The following is a 16,497-nucleotide window of genomic DNA, read 5'->3' on the forward strand; positions in this document are numbered from 1 at the left end:
AGTTTACGCTTTGTTTCTCACCTTGAACAAGGAACAGGGAAATGAGCGTGGAGTGCTTTGTCACAGGCGGGACTGGCTTTGTTGGCCAGCATTTGGTGGCGAACCTGAGTGCAAAAGGTCACACCATCAGGGTGTTGATGCGTCGCCCAGAGCAATTGCCTGCACTGCGCGAGCAAGTCGCTAAATTGGGAGGGTGCGCCAGCCGGGTGTTTGCCGTAGCGGGCGATTTGGAACGGGACAACCTCGGGCTGAGTCCTGCTGACCGTGAAGTGCTAAGGCACGCCAGTGTCATATTCCATCTAGGCGCCCACTTCGCATGGGGGCTGTCAGTGGAGCATTCTCGTGCGGTAAATGTGGAAGGTGCAAAGCGCGTGGCGCTTCTGGCGGCAGAGCAAAAAAGCCGTTTAGTCATGATCGGCGGCTACATGCTGAAAAATCAGGAACATCTGCAACGCATCGGAATTGATCCTCGTCGTCCGGAGTTGACGAATTGGTCTGCCGTCTATCGACGCGTGGGTGGTTACGAGGGCAGCAAGCTGCAGGCGCATTTTGCGACCCTGGCGCTCATGTCTGCAAAAGGTGGGGAGATTACCGTTGTCCACCCTGCAACGGTCTGTGGCCACAGCCGCACGGGGCATATTCTTGAGGGTCAGCCACTGGTGGCGCTGATACGCAACCTTGTGCAGGGAAAGCTCACTGCTGTACCCGGTACCGCCAGTCACTGGCTGCCACTGGTCACCGTCGACTATCTGGCGGAGCTGGTAGCAGTTTGTGCGTTTGACCCTGCCATGGTGGGCCAAGAATTGCTGGCACTTGATGACCAAACACCAAACTTGCGAGAACTCCTGATGCACGTTGCACAACCGTTGGGCTTGAAGTCTCCCAAGCATCACATTCCCCTCCGATTGCTGAAGCTGCTACTGGCTATTCCCCCCGTCGCGTCGTTCTTGCACACAAAACCCGAAGCCTTGGACTTTATCCAGACCACGCGTTTTGATACAACGGCGGTCGAGCAATTTGCAAAACGGCATAAAATAGCCAAACCGGATATCCGTCAGTCATTGCAGCACACGGCAGCGTTCGTCAATTCCTATTGCATCGCCAAAGGCTAGGCACCTGACTTCCCCTCCTCAACATTTATGCCGTCGATACTGGCGGAATTCTATCGAACGTCAACTCAGCGACAGGGATCGCCAGCCATGCAATCAACGTTCGGCAAAGGCGTCATATTTGCACTTTCCGCTGCAGCACTGAACGCAACAATCGGTGTACTCAGCAAAGTACTCATGAGTAATGGCTTCACCGCCAGCAGTGTCGCTGTGATCAAGACCGTACTGGGGTGCATGCTTCTTTCGATTTTACTGTTTTTCCTCAAGCGCCCTGCGGTGTCGACCCAATGGGCTCAGGCGGCTATCTGTGCATTCCTTGGCATCTTTGTGCTGTTCCATTTCGAAACGTCCGCCTATAGACACTACGCTGCGGCAGGTGTGGTAGTAGTGCTGATGGCCAGTGCCTCAATTTCGTCGATCATCCTAGGGCGCATTTTCCTCAAGGATGCCATCACTGCGAACGCTACCCTAGGCGCCGCATTGGCTATCGCTGGGATTTCGGTGATCTTCGGTGGCGACCTGCAGCAGGGCTTTAGCCTGCAAGGTGCTGCGCTGGCCTCTATTGCCGGCTCTGGCTATGGGGCGTTTTCGGTTGCCATGAAACGTATGGGGGTATCGGGAGGGCTGCACTTCACCCGTCAGTTGTTGTTCTTTGGCAGCCTGTATCTGCTGATGCCGGCTGCCGCCGATGGTTTCGTGATCGGCGAGTTGTCGCCGCTGGCGATCGCGGCGCTACTGGCGCTGGCCGCGCTGCCGACAATCCTCGGCTTCTTCTGCACCACCAAGGCGATCGAGTACCTGAAGCCATCCCAAGTGCAGGCACTGGAGCTGACGGAGCCACTGTTCGCCGCGCTGCTGGCATTTGTAGCGCTTAACGAAGTGCCGCCCCAAAGCCTATACGCGGGAGCGGCACTGATCATCGTCGGCCTGTGCTTCTCCAATGAACTGATTCGCTTGGGCGGCAAAGCATCCGCCCCTTCAGCCTCAGGTCGATAGCGCCCTTTCATGGTGGGTAGCGATGGGCCAGAAACAGTCGCTTTCTAGGCCCTGAACGAACAGTTTTTGTGAGAGCGGGCTTGCCCCGCGATGGAGTGCGAAGCGCTCCTGTACCCGATATCGACAAGCATCAAAATCGCCGCGAATTCAGGCTTTGCTGCCGCGTGCGGCAGATCGCGGGGCAAGCCCGATCCCACAAAGATGGATGACGATACTTTTCTTACAAAACCTAATGCTGCTTGACGCTTTGCCACCCCACTGGCTCATCAGCTAGGACAATACGGTTTTACACCGCTGCGCTGCGCTCGCGCAGATCAGTGTTCAAGATACGGTCGTTATCGCTGTAGTCGACCGGACAATCAATCACATGCACCCCTGGGTTGGAGACACAGTGGTCAAGTAGCGGAATCAACGAGTCGGCACTTTCTACGCGATACCCATTAGCGCCATAGGATTCAGCATACTTGACGAAGTCAGGGTTACCGTAGTCCAGGCCAAAATCAATGAAGCCCATGTTGGCCTGTTTCCAGCGGATCATGCCATAGCCGTCGTCACGCAGGATCACCACGGTGATGTGCATCCCTAAACGGACTGCGGTTTCGAGCTCCTGGCTATTCATCATGAATCCGCCGTCGCCGCACACCGAGATCACCGGGCGATCCGGGTACACAAGGTGCGCCGCCATCGCCGATGGCAGGCCGGCGCCCATGGTTGCCAGGGCGTTGTCGAGCAGCACGGTGTTGGGCTTGTGCGCCTTGTAGTTGCGGGCGAACCAGATTTTGTAGATGCCGTTGTCCAGGGCAACTATGCCTTCGGACGGCAGCACGCGACGGATGTCGGCTACCAGGCGCTGCGGATAGACGGGGAAGCGGGCGTCGTCAGCGCCTTCTGAGATCTGCGCTTCGTTGGCTTCACGGATGGCCATCAGGCGGGTGAAGTCCCAGTGCGAGGTGTCAGCCAGGGCTTCATTGATCTGCCACACAGCGTTCGCGATGTCGCCGATCACTTCGACCTGGGGGAAGTACACGGCGTCGACTTCAGCGGCACGGAAGCTGATGTGAATGACTTCGGTGCCACCGCGAACCATGAAGAATGGCGGCTTTTCGATCACGTCATGGCCAATGTTGATGATCAGGTCGGCGGCTTCGATTGCACGGTGTACAAAATCACCGGACGACAGCGCAGCATTACCAAGGAAGCAGGGATGACGCTCGTCGACCACACCTTTGCCCATTTGGGTGGTGATGAACGGGATTCGAGTCTCGTCGATTAGTTGCTTGAGGACTTTGGCGGTCATCTTGCGGTTCGCACCGGCGCCGATCACCAGGATAGGGTTGCGGGCACTTTGCAGCTTCTCAACCGCCGCTTCGATTGCCTTGTGCTCGGCTAACGGTCGACGGTGAAGGCTCTGAGGGATCGGTAACGCATCGGTCTGCTCCGCAGCGATGTCTTCCGGCAGCTCCAGATGTACAGCCCCGGGCTTCTCTTCTTCAGCCAGGCGGAAGGCTTCGCGCATGCGGGCTGGAATGTTGTCGGCCGAGGCGAACTGGTGCGTGTACTTGGTGATCGGGGCCATCATGCCGCACACATCGATGATCTGGAAGCGGCCCTGTTTGGACTTCTTGATCGGCTTTTGACCGGTGATCATCATCATCGGCATCCCCCCCAGGTAGGCGTAGGCACTGGCGGTAACCAGGTTGGTCGCGCCAGGCCCCAGGGTCGACAGGCTGACGCCAGTCTTGCCGGTCAGGCGCCCATAGGTAGCTGCCATGAAACCTGCAGACTGCTCGTGACGGGTCAGTACCAACTTGACCCTCGATTTACGCAGGGATTCGAGCAGATCGAGATTTTCCTCGCCGGGGATGCCGAACACGTACTCGACACCTTCACTTTCCAAACATTGCACTACGAGATCAGCTGCCTTGGCCATCTATTTGCCCTGCCACTAACGAGAGTGAGCCACGCGAGCAGATGACGAGACCTCTGCCCGGTGCTGAATGAGTTTTTGGTAAAGATAAAACGTGTGGATTATTTTGTTTTTCGAGGAAGCACCATGGTGGCGTCAATTGCAACCAACGCATTCAAGGCGAGCGCCGACACACCGACGGTAGCGCGTGCCGGGTATGGACTTTCAAAGTAACGCCCCATTATTTCGTTCACGACACCGAAGTGCGAGAGTTCCGTGAGGTAAATAGTGAGTTTTCCTACGTCAGCAAAACTACCGCCTGCGGCTTGTGCTACTGCCTGGAGGTTCTCGAGTACCTGAATGGTTTGGGCTTCAATCCCTTGAGCCAACTCCATCTTTTCAGGGTAAAGCGCGATTTGCCCTGTCAGGAATACCGATTCCCCCATGTGGACGGCTTGCGAATACGGGCCGATAGCTTTCGGCGCCTGGTCACTGTGAACAGCGATTCTGCTCATTAAAATTGATCCTGTCTTAGGGCGCGATCCAACCTGCCTGCCAATGCTCGCCTTGCAAAATGAAGCGTGCCCGTTGGTGGATGTCCTGGGTAAGATCGAGCCACTCTATTTGTCGTAGGTGGACAGCCAGTACAGCGAAATTTTTGAAACCCTCCCTGTGCGTTTCATAGGCTACAGAAGGTGAAGAAATCGACTCGCCGGGTATGCGCCCATGGCGAAAGAGCGCTTGAGTTCTTCCCCGTGCCTGCTCCCAGTGCTTGGCCAGGAGCGACGCATCAGACACAGGTTTACCTAGGCCTTCAAGCCGAAGCTGACGCTTGCCAGACGGGTCGACGGCGGTAATACCGACTCTAGGTTCGGCCAGTATCTCTGCGAGCTTCGCCGACCGCTTGTCCACATAAAAGATGATCGACTTCGTAGACTCATCCGCATGGCGCAAGACAACGGTGCTTACCTTAGGTTGCCCTTCAGCGTTGACCGTGGCCAGTTGCATCAAGCGAAAGGGATTTGGACTACCGCCAACCGGTATAGCTAAATTTGACCATACCTCAGCCAATATCAGATCAAGCATGGCAATCGCCCAAAATGAAAAAGGGCCGCGTACTGCGTGCGGCCCGGAGGCACTCAGACGCTGCGTGTAACGCCGCCATCGACCTTGATGTTCTGGCCGGTAATGTAGGCTGCCCCTTCGCTCGCCAGGAAGGCGACAGTGGCGGCAATCTCCTCACTGGTGCCATAGCGTTTAAGCGGCACACCTTCTCGACGCTGTTCGGTAGCAGGGAGACTGTCGATCCAACCCGGCAGCACGTTATTAATGCGAATGTTGTCAGCGGCGTACTTGTCCGCATAGATTTTGCTGAACGACGCCAAACCGGCACGGAACACTGCCGAGGTAGGGAAGAGTTCGCTTGGCTCGAACGCCCATGCAGTAGAAATGTTGATGATTGCACCGCCTTTCTGGCGCTGCATGTACGGGGTCACCAGCCGCGCCGGGCGAATGACGTTGAGCAGGTAGGTCTCCATACCCTGGTGCCAGTCTTCGTCGCTGATTTCAAGAATGGGTGCCCGCGGACCATGGCCGGCGCTGTTAACCAACACATCGATACGGCCCCATTTCTGAATGACTGCGTCGACCAGACGCTGCAGGTCTTCATTTGACTGGTTACTGCCGGTTACACCAATACCGCCTAGCTCTTGCGCCAGGGCCTCGCCTTTGCCAGACGAAGAGAGAATACCAACCTTGAAGCCGTCGGCAGCCAATCTACGTGCTGCCGCCGCTCCCATGCCGCTACCACCGGCAGTGACTATTGCTACTTTTTCTACTGACATACATCCCCCTAAGTGAGGCGTTGACGGGTTGTTGGTGAAATGAGACTAGCACCGCTCAGCACGTCTCAGAGAGACAACAATCCTTCTTCCTGCCAGTAGATAATCTATAGCCTCGCCTGTTCAAGTAGCCACGTTCGAACGGTTTCGAGGGCCGCCGGCTGGTGAGCGTTTCGCGGCCAGACCAGATAATAGGCTTTGTCCAAGCTCATTTGATGCGCCATCGCCAGCGCTAACCTTCCTGCCTCTAGGTCTGCTTTGACGAAGTGGTAGCTGGCCAATGCCAGCCCTTGTCCTGCTGCTGCAGCCTCGATCGCAAGTACTGTCTGGTTGAACCGCACATTTTTAGAGGGTTGGCGGATGGGGCTCTGGAAGGCCTGATCTATGAACTCAGGCCAGAAACTGTGAGCGTCATGCAGCAAGCTGTATTCCTGCAGTTTTTCCACGCTCTCTGGCCGACCCAGTTGTTCAAGCAATACCGGGCTAGCCACCGCAACTATACGTTCAGTCAGAAAAAGCTCGGCATTGAGCATATTCTCGAAAGGTGCACGTCCGTAGCGGACAGCGATGTCAGCTCCACCAGGCCGAAATTGCGAAATGCGGTCAGTGGCAAGTACTTGCAGATCGATCTGAGGGTGCGCAACTGAGAACGAGGACAGCCGAGGGATTAGCCACTTCGCCGCAAAAGTAGGCGTGACGCTGACCGTCAGCTCCAGACCCTCTGGTTTGAGGGCCTGCGTGGCCGTAGTGATCAAGGCGAATGCCTCACGAACTGCCAAGCTGTAGCCCTTCCCGGGTTCCGTTAAGCGCAGCCCTCTCGGCAACCGCTCAAACAACTTCAACTCCAGGCTCGTCTCAAGCCCTCGTATCTGCTGTGCCACAGCGGCCTGAGTGACACCTAGCTCGTCGGCGGCCAACCGAAAATTCAGATGACGGGCAACCACCTCGAATACCCTGAGCGCGTTAAGGGGAGGCAACAAGGTATGTCCGTTCATAGTATTTTTTCTAATGGCAAGCGAGGGATTTAATGCCGCTTTGCAAGGATGATAGGCAAGAGCCTTTTCTACGATTCGCGTGTAATCGCAGTTTTAGAGGCTACGTCGAAGCATCAGGAAAGGGAACCTGTGGCAGTGCAATTTACAGCCGCATTCTCCGCTGCCGGCACATTGGCGGGCATGCTGGCTGAATCGCTGTCGCAAACGAGCCCGGCGATCCAGTCAGCGAATGCGCTCACGGCTGGCGAAAGAAAGCGCTGATGCGGGTATAGCAGGTGCACAGGAACCGAGGCGGGCTGCCAGTCAGCAAGCACTTCGACCAACCGCCCTTCTCGCAGATGCTGCGAAACCACGTTCTCGGCGAGTTGCACCAGACCGAAGCCGTCAAGGCACATTTTGATGTAGAGCCCAGTCTCGTTTACAGCCGCAGTGCCGCTCACCTGGACTGAGATCGTTTCAGTGCCACGGGCGAAGCGCATCTCGCCTGCTTGCCTTGTGCGGCCCGAGAAGTAATGGATGGCCCGGTGTTGAGACAAATCTTGCGGAGATTGCGGAGTACCGTTCTCTTTGAGATAGGCGGCAGATGCACAGGTCACCCAGCGAAACCGGCCGAGTGGGCGCGCAACGAGCGTTGAGTCATCGAGTTCGCCTGTACGAATGACGCAATCGACACCCTCTTGAATCAAATCAACTTGCCGATCGTTGACGCCTATCATCAGGTAAATATCCGGGTAGCGCCGGTAAAAGTCTTGCAAGTGTGGCATGACGATGAAGTGTGCAATGCCGCCCGGCATATCGACACGCAAACGCCCCTGTGGCCGTTTTACGGAGTCCGTCAGGCTGATCTCGGCATGTTCGATCAGCTCCAATATTTCCCGGCATTGCGCGAGATATTGTGCGCCCTCAGGCGTCAGGCTAACCCGCCGCGTGGTTCTGTTCAGCAGGCGCACCTGCAGGTACTTCTCAAGATTCTTAACGCTGCTGGTAACCGTCGAGGCTGGCAAAGAGAGCGTCTGCGCCGCCTGGATGAAGCTTCCTGCCTCTGCCACACGCACGAAAACCTGCATCGCTTGAATACGGTCCATAACGGTTGGCAGCCTCAAAGCAGTGATCGGGGAAGACGTTATTATTCGTCAATATTGAATAATAAAAACAGTTTAACCCTCTTTTTCGCGCCATAACGCCTTGCGTACATTGCTTACAACGAAATTTGAGAAGGGTGTACTGAAAATGGCTGAATACAACCGCGGCATCGTGCAGCCCCCGGCCGCACCGGCCGCCCGCACACTTATCCGCGGCGCCACTGTGCTGAGCATGGACGGCGATATCGGTAATCTGGCGCGCGGCGATATCCTTATCGAAGGCAGCACCATCACGGCCATAGGTGAAAACCTCACGGCCGGCGACGCTGTTGTGATTGATGCATCCGGCATGATTGCCATGCCGGGCATGGTTGATACCCATCGTCACGCCTGGGAAGGACAACTGCGGCGAATCAATCCGAATGCCGAAACCCTGGAAGACTACTGCAACGCCACGCACTTCTCGTTCGCCAAGTATTATCGCCCGGCGGACATGTATATCGGCAACCTGCTGAGCGCATTGGGCTGCATCGATGCGGGCATCACGACCATGGTCGATAACTCGCACAACAGCCGCACTGGCGCGCACTCCGACGCCGCTGTCGAGGCGTTGCTCGATGCCGGTATCCGGTCTGTACACGCCTCCGGTGCGCCAGTTTCTGGTGAGTGGGACAAAGCCCACTGGCCCGGCAACCTGGAGCGACTGCAGAAAAAATACATCAAGCACGGCGACAATCCGCTGCTCTCGCTGGCGGTGATGGCGCAGTTGGAACCTGAGCTGTGGGCTGAAGCCCGGCGTCTGGGGCTGCCGATCATCACCGAATTTTTTGGCGGGGACATGGCCGCTGAGTTGGAAGGCTTGCATCGCGAGGGGCTGCTGCGTCCCGATAACATCTTCAACCACTGCACCGCGCTGCCGGACGCCGGCTGGAAAATCCTTCGTGAGGCTGGCGTGCGGGTCAACGTATGCCCGCGTTCAGATGCGCATTACGGCATTGAGGACGGAATGTTCGCCCTGAAGTCGGCCCAGCGTCACGGCATCAGCCCGGGGCTGAGTGTCGATAACGAAACTTCCTACAGCGGAGACATGTTCATGGAGATGCGGGTGGCGTTCTACCTGCAACGCGTCATGGGCATGCACCAGCAGCGCTGCTGCGACGCAGACCATCATCCGGTGACTCTGCCCGCTCAAGGCCTGCTCAAAGCCGCGACTGTCGATGGCGCCACCTGTGCCGGATTGCAGGACAACGTCGGCAGCCTGGTCCCCGGCAAGCAGGCCGATCTGATCCTTATCAACGCGCAGGACATCAACCTTTACCCGTCAGGCAACGTGTTCGGCACCGTGGTACACGCGGCCGAACGCAGCAATGTCGACACCGTCATGATTGGCGGGCGCATCGTCAAGCGCGGCGGCAAGGTGCTGGGCGTGGACAGCGAGAGGCTGCGTGCGGCGATCGACGAGTCCCGTGAGCATCTGTTTGCTGCTGCAGGCTACCAGCCAGATATTTTTGCCGAGACATTCATGCCGCTTGAGCCAGCCAAGTAAGGAGGCGTGAGATGAACGCAGCCTACTACCTGCTGGCCATCGCTGCAGGGCTTGGCATAACCCTGCAGACCACGCTGAATGGTCAACTGGCTAAAGGTGTGGGTGGAGATTCCGTAGCCGCAGCGCTGTTCTCTTTTACTGCAGGTGCGGCATGCCTGGGCATCTTTTCATTGATGCGCGGCGCGATAGCGGCCTCACTGGTGGCTATCCCTGCCCAGCCTTGGTGGAGCCTGCTGGGCGGTCTGCTGGGTGCCGGCGCGTTGCTTAGCTATGTGGTGCTTGCGCCCAAAATCGGTCTGTCAGCCCTGTTCGGCCTCGCTATCGCAGGGCAGATTATTTCGTCACTGGTTATCGATCATTTCGGCTTGATGGGGGTATTGGAGAGGCCTGTGTCACCCGTGAAGCTGGCCGGGGCGATGGTAATGCTCTCGGGCCTGGCTATCGCTTTGTTCGGTGACAAATGGTCCGCGCTATTATCCAACTGACTGCCTTATTTATTGGCCAGAAGCGGTCGCTCGATTACGTTCTATCAAACGCGAATGTTAGGCCGGTTTCTGAGTACTTCCTCAGGGCGTCTAGGCGCCCTATGAGGATACAGTCCACACCCTGCCTTCTGTGATTGATGAACAAACCTCATTAACCCTTGCCAATTTAACCGTCTAGTCCCCGCTCGGTAGCTCGCTTACTGTTCTCCCAACACCAAATGTCGGGAGATCCAGATGCACAAGCGCACACTCGGAAACAGTTCACTTGAAGTGTCAGCCCTGGGCTTGGGTTGCATGGGCTTGAGCCATGGCTACGGCCCGGCGACTGACACACAGCAGGCCATTGTGCTGATCCGATCGGCGGTTGACCGGGGCGTCACGTTCTTTGATACCGCCGAGGTTTACGGCCCCTACCTGAACGAACAGGTGGTGGGCGAAGCCCTGGCACCGGTGCGCGATCAAGTGGTCATCGCCACCAAGTTCGGCTTCACCTTCGGCGACGACAATAAACAGCAGATTCTCAACAGCCGCCCCGAGCACATCCGTATCGCGGTCGAGGGTTCGTTGCGTCGACTGCAGACCGACTACATCGATCTGCTTTACCAGCACCGCGTCGATCCGGACGTGCCGACCGAGGACGTCGCCGGCGTGGTGAAGGACTTGATTGGCGAAGGCAAGGTCAAGCACTTCGGCCTGTCGGAGGCCGGTGCGCAGACCATTCGCCGTGCACACGCGGTGCAACCGGTCACAGCGCTGCAAAGCGAATACTCACTGTGGTGGCGTGAGCCTGAGCAGGAAGTCCTGCCGACGCTTTGGGAACTGGGCATCGGCTTAGTGCCGTTCAGCCCACTGGGTAAAGGTTTTCTCACCGGCACGGTGTCGGCGCAGACCACTTACGGCAGCGACGATTTTCGCAGCATCGTCCCGCGTTTCAGCCAGCCGGCGCTGCAAGCCAATCAGCGCCTGGTGGTATTGATCCGTGAGTTCGCCGCGCAGAAACAAGCCACACCCGCACAGATCGCGCTGGCCTGGCTGCTCGCGCAGGCGCCGTGGATTGTGCCCATTCCGGGGACAACCAAGTTGCATCGCCTGGAAGAAAACCTCGGTGGCGCAGACATCACGCTCGACGCCGCCGAACTCAAAGCGATCGATGCCGCACTGGCGCACATCCGCATTGAAGGCGAGCGTTATCCCGAAGCCCTAAAGGCGCGAGTCGGCCGATGAACAATGATCACGATCCGCTGCGGCGCACTGTCATCGCCGCCCTGGCCAGCGCCCCGCTGCTGTCGCTCGCCGACACGCAAGGCCACAGTGAAACACCCCGCTCAGGCTCGCGGATTCTGGTCGCGTATTTCTCGCGCTCGGGTAATACCCGCGTGGTCGCCGGGCTGATCCAACGTGGACTGAATGCCGATCTCTTCGAGATTCGCCCGGCCCACGCCTACCCCGAGGACTATCTGCAAACCGTTGAGCAGGCACGTCAGGAGCGTGACAGCGGCTTCGAACCCGAGCTACAAAACAAGGTTCAGTTCTTGAGCGACTACGACACGATCTATCTCGGCTTTCCGATCTGGGGTGAAACCGCCCCGCCGATCGTGCGCGCCTTTCTCAGCGCCCACGACCTGACCAGCAAAACCCTTATCCCCTTTAACACCCACGGCGGTTATGGCTTGGGCGACAGCCGCAGCGTGCTGGTCAAGCACGCGCCGAAGGCAGAGATTCTGGAAGGTTTTGTGATGCAGAGTGAGCAGGAGCGCAAGATCATGGAACGCGTGAACGGCTGGCTGAGCGATCACCCTCTTACGCGGTAATCGAATTCTGTACGGAGTGAAATCATGGAAATCCGCACGTTGGGCAACGGCCTGCAAGTGTCCGCACTCGGCCTTGGCTGCATGAGCATGACCTCGGCCTACGGGCCGGCTGCCGACAAAGCCAGCATGATCAGGCTGATTCGTTCGGCCTACGAGCAAGGCATCACCTTGTTCGACACCGCCGAAGCATATGGCCCGTTTGCCAATGAAGAACTGCTGGGCGAGGCCTTGCAGCCGATCCGCGAGCAAGTCGTTATTGCCACCAAGTTCGGCTTCGATATCGACCTGATCACCGGCGCACGCGACGGGGGAACCAATAGCCGCCCGCAACATATCCGCGCCGTGGCCGAGGCGTCGTTGAGGCGCCTGCGTACCGATTGCATCGACCTGTTTTATCAGCACCGCGTTGATCCGCTGGTGCCCATCGAAGACGTCGCCGGCACCGTCAAGGATCTTATCGCCGAAGGCAAGGTCAAGCATTTCGGCCTGTCTGAGGCGGGTGTGCAAACCATTCGCCGGGCGCACGCGGTGCAAGCGGTCACGGCGGTGCAGAGTGAATATTCGCTGTTCTGGCGAGGCCCGGAATTGGAGCTGCTGGCAGTGCTGGAAGAACTGGGGATCGGTTTCGTACCGTTCAGCCCGCTCGGCGCCGGTTTCCTCACCGGGCAGATCGACGAGCACACGCAGTTCGATGCCAGCGATTTCCGCAACTTCGTCCCGCGTTTTTCCCCTGAAGCGCGCAAGGCCAACCTGGCATTGGTCAATGTGGTGAAAGCCGTCGCGCAACGCAAAAACGCCACGCCGGCGCAAGTGGCGCTGGCCTGGTTGCTCGCACAGAAACCGTGGATTGTGCCAATCCCGGGCACGACAAAGCAGCATCGACTGGAAGAGAACCTGGGCGCTGGCAAACTGCAATTGACCTGCGACGATCTGCGCGTGATCAACGAGCAGATGGCGCAGATTCAAGTGCAGGGGGAACGCCTTCCGGAGTCGGCATTGAAGATGACCGGACTCTGAGTCTGCCCAATCCGGCGCCACGTGCAGCGCCCTTTCACGCCTTACCGGAGTCGATCCGATGAACCGATTGATCGCACCACTCGTTGCTTTTTCATTCATGGCGGCAGAATCCCAAGCTGCTAGCGAAATCCGCGTTACGCCGAACGGCTCGCAGCCCTCGATCAAGGGCGCCGCGCAAAACTTCACCGGAAAGGTGCACGTTGATGGCCTCTTCAAGGGCGAGCCACCGGCGCGCGTCGGAGGCGGCACGGTAACCTTTGAACCTAACGCGCGCACGGCGTGGCACACCCATCCGCTGGGGCAAACGCTGATCGTCACCGCAGGCGTCGGCTACGTCCAACAAGAAGGTGGCCCGCGACAGGAGATCCGACCGGGCGACACTGTCTGGATCCCACCGCATACCCGTCACTGGCATGGCGCCACGGCCAGCAACGGCATGACCCACATCGCCATCGCTGAAGCCGAGGACGGCAACACCGTTACCTGGGCGGAGCAGGTCTCGGAGGCGCAATACGCCGGAGAATGAAGTTACGGAATGTGTCGATGCTGGTCACCTGGCATCTTCGCCGCAAACCGTCATCCGACCTCCAGGCCGCGCACCAGCGCGTTCGCGCCCCTATTGCAGCGGTCATGGCACTGTCGACTCATGAGCTCTGCTCAGAAGTCCATGCGCAATTTCGGGGTTAATCGAGACAACCATCCTCCGTACGATCCAGCGGCACCGCAGTGACCCACAAGCGATGGAGCCTCTCACGATGACCACTGACGCACGCAACAGCACTGCCATCCCCGCCCTCATGGCACTCTGTCTGGGTGTTGGGGCGATGTTCAGCGTTACCACTCAAGCAACCGAGGCATCGCAGAGCATGGCCAGCACGCCCGCCAGCACAGCTACCTTGTCGCGCCAACAACAAGCGATTCCCCTGATCGCCGCGTTCATGGCCACCAGCGACATACCCAACCTCAACACCGCGCTCAATCAAGGGCTCGATGCCGGCTTGACCATCAGCGAAACCCGGGAAATCCTGATGCAGCTGTACGCCTATGTGGGCTTCCCGCGCAGCCTGAACGCCTTGAACGAGCTGATGACGGTGGTGCATGCGCGCAAACAGCGCGGTATCGAAGACGCGCCGGGGCGTGAGCCGAGCCGGGCGATTCCGATCGGGGATGAGCTGCTGGCTGCCGGCACCGCGAATCAAACCAGAATCTCCGGCGCCCCGGTCAAAGGCCCGGTGTTCGAGTTCGCTCCGGTGATCAACCATTTCCTGCAAACCCACCTGTTCGGCGACATCTTCGAGCGCGACAACCTCGACTGGCAAAGCCGCGAACTGGCGACCGTCGGGGCGCTGGCGGCAACACCAGGTGTCGAGCCGCAGTTGCGCTCGCACATGGCGGCGAGCTTGCGCGTCGGTCTGAGCACGGCACAGTTGCACGAAGTCACCGAACTGCTGAAAAAACACGGCGATGCGCTGACGGCTGAACGTGCCGTTACTGCGTTGACCCAGGCCCTCGCGGCTTCGGGGAAATGACATGAAATCTGCAAAGTACCTGCTGGGCGTCACGCTGTTGAGCCTGTTGGCGGCCTGCGCGAACCACCCCGATGGCTCGTTGCTGATTCAACAACAAGGCAGCTTCGCCGCCGGCGGAACGGTGACCACTGCACCGGGCACCTTCAACCCGCACCAACCGATGACACCCAACGGCCAGACCTACCACGGTGACCACGCCTACGCCTTCTATCAAATCCCGGTGGATGCGCGAAAACTGCCCATCGTCATGTGGCACGGCGCGGGTCAGTTTTCCAAGACCTGGGAAACCACCGCCGATGGTCGCGAAGGCTTTCAGAACATCTTTCTGCGCCGCCACTACGGCGTCTACCTGATCGATCAGCCACGGCGTGGCGATGCCGGGCGCAGCATGGTCGAGACCACAATCAAGCCTGTGCCTGACGAGCAACTGTGGTTCAACCAGTTCCGCATCGGCCTGTGGCCCAACTACTTCAACGGCGTGCAATTTGCTCAGGATGCCCAGACCCGCGAGCAGTTTTTCCGGGCGATGACGCCGAACACCGGGCCGTTCGACATGGGCGTGGTCTCTGATGGCGTGTCAGCTCTGTTCGACAAAATCGGCCCGGGGATTTTATTCACCCATTCGCAAGGTGGCGGGCCGGGCTGGTTGACGGCGATCAAGAACGACAAGGTCAAAGCCATTGTGGCGTTCGAACCGGGCAGCAGCTTCGTATTTGCGGATGGTGAAGTGCCTGCGCCGATTCCCAGCGCGTTCGACACGGTGCAAGGCGCGGCGGTGCCGATCGAGCAATTCATGGCCCTCACGCGCATTCCGATTCTGATCCTCTATGGCGACAACATCCCTGAGCAGGCGGTCGAGCTGCCCGCTCAGGACAGTTGGCACGCACGCCTGAAGATGGCCCGGCTCTGGCGTGACGCGGTCAATCGCCACGGCGGTGATGTGCGACTGACCCACCTGCCGGAGATCGGAATTAACGGCAATACCCACTTCCCCATGTCGGATCTGAACAACGTGCAGATCGCTGACATGGTCGCGCAATTCCTCAAAGAAAAACAGCTGGACTGAGCCAGACACTTCTGCAACTGCCGCCCATTTTGATTGCCCAGGAGTTACACGTGAAAAACACTCTCAAAGCCACGTTCATGTCGGCCTTGGTCGGCCTCTCGGCTGGCGAAGCCTTGGCCGCCGATTACAAAAAGAACCCGTTCACCCTCGCCTACGACGGCGCGATCAGTAAGAACGAACCGGGCAAGGTCAACATCCATCCGGTCAGCTACAAACTCAACGGTCTGGATATCGCCGCCAACGTATACACACCGGCTAACTATGACGCGAAGAAGACCTACCCGACCGTGGTCGTTGCACACCCCAATGGCGGCGTGAAAGAACAAGTCGCCGGTCTGTATGCCCAACGCTTGGCCGAACAGGGTTACATCACCATCACTGCCGATGCGGCGTACCAGGGCTCCAGCGGTGGTCAGCCGCGCAGCATCGATAAACCGGCGTATCGCATCGAAGACATTCACGGCATGGCCGACTTCATCAGCCAGTTTGCCGGCGTCGATGACAAGCGCCTGGGCCTGCTCGGCATCTGTGGCGGCGGTGGTTATTCGTTGGCAGCAGCGCAAACCGACAAACGCTTCAAATCGCTGGCAACAGTGAGCATGTTCAACTCGGGCCGGGTACGTCGCAACGGCTACAACGACTCGCAAATGGACAGCATTGCGCAACGCCTGCAACAGGCGTCAGCAGCTCGCGCGCAAGAAGCCGCCGGCGGCGCGGTGCTGTATTCGGGCGATGCCAACCTCACCGACGAGCAGATTGCCAAACTGCCCTTCGAGCTGTATCGCCAAGGTTATGAGTACTACTGGAAGACCCATGCGCACCCGAACTCGACCTTCAAATACACCACCAGCAGCCTGATCGACTTGATGCGTTTCGACGCCACTGATCATATAGAGCTGATCAACCAACCGCTGCTGATGATCGCCGGCAGCAAAGCCGACAGCCTGTACATGACGCAGGACGCCTTCCCCAAAGCCACCGGCACCACCGACAAGGAAGTGTTTATCCTCGACGGCGCGACGCACATCGAAACCTATTGGGTACCGCGTTATGTCGATGCCGCGATTGGCAAACTGACCGCATTTTACGGCCGCACCTTGTAATCAACGCGCTT

17 protein-coding genes are annotated in these 16,497 nt (G+C 58.3%); 11 read left to right on the top strand and 6 right to left on the bottom strand.

Going from position 1 to position 16,497, the window contains the following annotated elements; all coding sequences use genetic code 11:
* The first annotated feature begins 41 nt into the window (after positions 1-41).
* Together LOY53_RS15570 and LOY53_RS15575 are read left to right on the top strand one after the other, a co-directional pair.
* Positions 42-1,112: an SDR family oxidoreductase gene (locus LOY53_RS15570; protein ID WP_258702926.1), complete on the top strand. Its 1,071-nt coding sequence runs from the start codon at positions 42-44 to the stop codon at positions 1,110-1,112.
* An 87-nt stretch (positions 1,113-1,199) separates the two neighbouring features.
* Positions 1,200-2,105 (top strand): DMT family transporter, encoded by a 906-nt coding sequence (locus tag LOY53_RS15575; RefSeq protein ID WP_252824734.1) that lies wholly within the window; start codon positions 1,200-1,202, stop codon positions 2,103-2,105.
* Positions 2,106-2,391: 286 nt separating this feature from the next.
* Here LOY53_RS15575 and LOY53_RS15580 read toward each other — a convergent pair whose 3' ends face one another.
* The 6 genes from LOY53_RS15580 to LOY53_RS15605 form a co-directional block, all read right to left on the bottom strand.
* Positions 2,392-4,035, bottom strand: coding sequence for an acetolactate synthase large subunit (locus LOY53_RS15580; protein ID WP_252824735.1), 1,644 nt, complete (start codon positions 4,033-4,035; stop codon positions 2,392-2,394).
* A gap of 98 nt (positions 4,036-4,133) precedes the next feature.
* On the bottom strand, positions 4,134-4,526 hold the full coding sequence (locus LOY53_RS15585) for a Rid family detoxifying hydrolase (protein ID WP_027596296.1): 393 nt from the start codon (positions 4,524-4,526) through the stop codon (positions 4,134-4,136).
* Positions 4,527-4,542: 16 nt separating this feature from the next.
* Positions 4,543-5,097 (bottom strand): pyridoxamine 5'-phosphate oxidase family protein, encoded by a 555-nt coding sequence (locus tag LOY53_RS15590; RefSeq protein WP_252824737.1) that lies wholly within the window; start codon positions 5,095-5,097, stop codon positions 4,543-4,545.
* 53 nt (positions 5,098-5,150) lie between these two features.
* Positions 5,151-5,855, bottom strand: a complete 705-nt coding sequence (locus tag LOY53_RS15595) for an SDR family oxidoreductase (RefSeq protein ID WP_027596294.1) — start codon at positions 5,853-5,855, stop codon at positions 5,151-5,153.
* A 104-nt stretch (positions 5,856-5,959) separates the two neighbouring features.
* Complete coding sequence (locus LOY53_RS15600) at positions 5,960-6,847, bottom strand: LysR substrate-binding domain-containing protein (RefSeq protein ID WP_252827434.1); 888 nt, start codon at positions 6,845-6,847, stop codon at positions 5,960-5,962.
* Positions 6,848-6,960: 113 nt separating this feature from the next.
* Positions 6,961-7,932 (bottom strand): LysR family transcriptional regulator, encoded by a 972-nt coding sequence (locus LOY53_RS15605; protein WP_258702927.1) that lies wholly within the window; start codon positions 7,930-7,932, stop codon positions 6,961-6,963.
* Positions 7,933-8,077: 145 nt separating this feature from the next.
* Here LOY53_RS15605 and LOY53_RS15610 point away from each other — a divergent pair, with 145 nt between their 5' ends.
* The 9 genes from LOY53_RS15610 to LOY53_RS15650 all read left to right on the top strand — a co-directional run bounded on the left by LOY53_RS15610 (position 8,078) and on the right by LOY53_RS15650 (position 16,486).
* On the top strand, positions 8,078-9,475 hold the full coding sequence (locus tag LOY53_RS15610; RefSeq protein WP_258702928.1) for an amidohydrolase family protein: 1,398 nt from the start codon (positions 8,078-8,080) through the stop codon (positions 9,473-9,475).
* An 11-nt stretch (positions 9,476-9,486) separates the two neighbouring features.
* Positions 9,487-9,960 carry a DMT family transporter gene (locus tag LOY53_RS15615; RefSeq protein ID WP_258702929.1) on the top strand — a complete coding sequence of 158 codons (474 nt, stop codon included), beginning with the start codon at positions 9,487-9,489 and terminating at the stop codon, positions 9,958-9,960.
* A 234-nt stretch (positions 9,961-10,194) separates the two neighbouring features.
* On the top strand, positions 10,195-11,184 hold the full coding sequence (locus LOY53_RS15620; RefSeq protein ID WP_258702930.1) for an aldo/keto reductase: 990 nt from the start codon (positions 10,195-10,197) through the stop codon (positions 11,182-11,184).
* Positions 11,181-11,771 (top strand): flavodoxin, encoded by a 591-nt coding sequence (locus tag LOY53_RS15625; protein ID WP_258702931.1) that lies wholly within the window; start codon positions 11,181-11,183, stop codon positions 11,769-11,771. Before LOY53_RS15620 ends, LOY53_RS15625 begins: the two co-directional genes overlap by 4 nt.
* Before the next feature lie 24 nt (positions 11,772-11,795).
* On the top strand, positions 11,796-12,788 hold the full coding sequence (locus tag LOY53_RS15630; RefSeq protein ID WP_258702932.1) for an aldo/keto reductase: 993 nt from the start codon (positions 11,796-11,798) through the stop codon (positions 12,786-12,788).
* Between the two features lie 58 nt (positions 12,789-12,846).
* A complete protein-coding gene (locus LOY53_RS15635; RefSeq protein ID WP_258702933.1) occupies positions 12,847-13,314 on the top strand; it encodes a cupin domain-containing protein in 468 nt (155 codons plus the stop codon).
* Between the two features lie 229 nt (positions 13,315-13,543).
* The gene (locus LOY53_RS15640; RefSeq protein ID WP_258702934.1) at positions 13,544-14,317 is read left to right on the top strand and encodes a carboxymuconolactone decarboxylase family protein; all 774 of its coding nucleotides are present in this window, start codon (positions 13,544-13,546) and stop codon (positions 14,315-14,317) included.
* Between the two features lie 121 nt (positions 14,318-14,438).
* Positions 14,439-15,383 carry an alpha/beta fold hydrolase gene (locus LOY53_RS15645; RefSeq protein WP_258704176.1) on the top strand — a complete coding sequence of 315 codons (945 nt, stop codon included), beginning with the start codon at positions 14,439-14,441 and terminating at the stop codon, positions 15,381-15,383.
* Between the two features lie 50 nt (positions 15,384-15,433).
* Positions 15,434-16,486 (top strand): alpha/beta hydrolase, encoded by a 1,053-nt coding sequence (locus LOY53_RS15650; protein ID WP_099429726.1) that lies wholly within the window; start codon positions 15,434-15,436, stop codon positions 16,484-16,486.
* Positions 16,487-16,497 lie beyond the last annotated feature (11 nt).

Origin of the sequence: Pseudomonas sp. B21-031 (assembly GCF_024748985.1) — a bacterium.
Taxonomy (GTDB): Bacteria; Pseudomonadota; Gammaproteobacteria; order Pseudomonadales; family Pseudomonadaceae; genus Aquipseudomonas; species Aquipseudomonas kermanshahensis.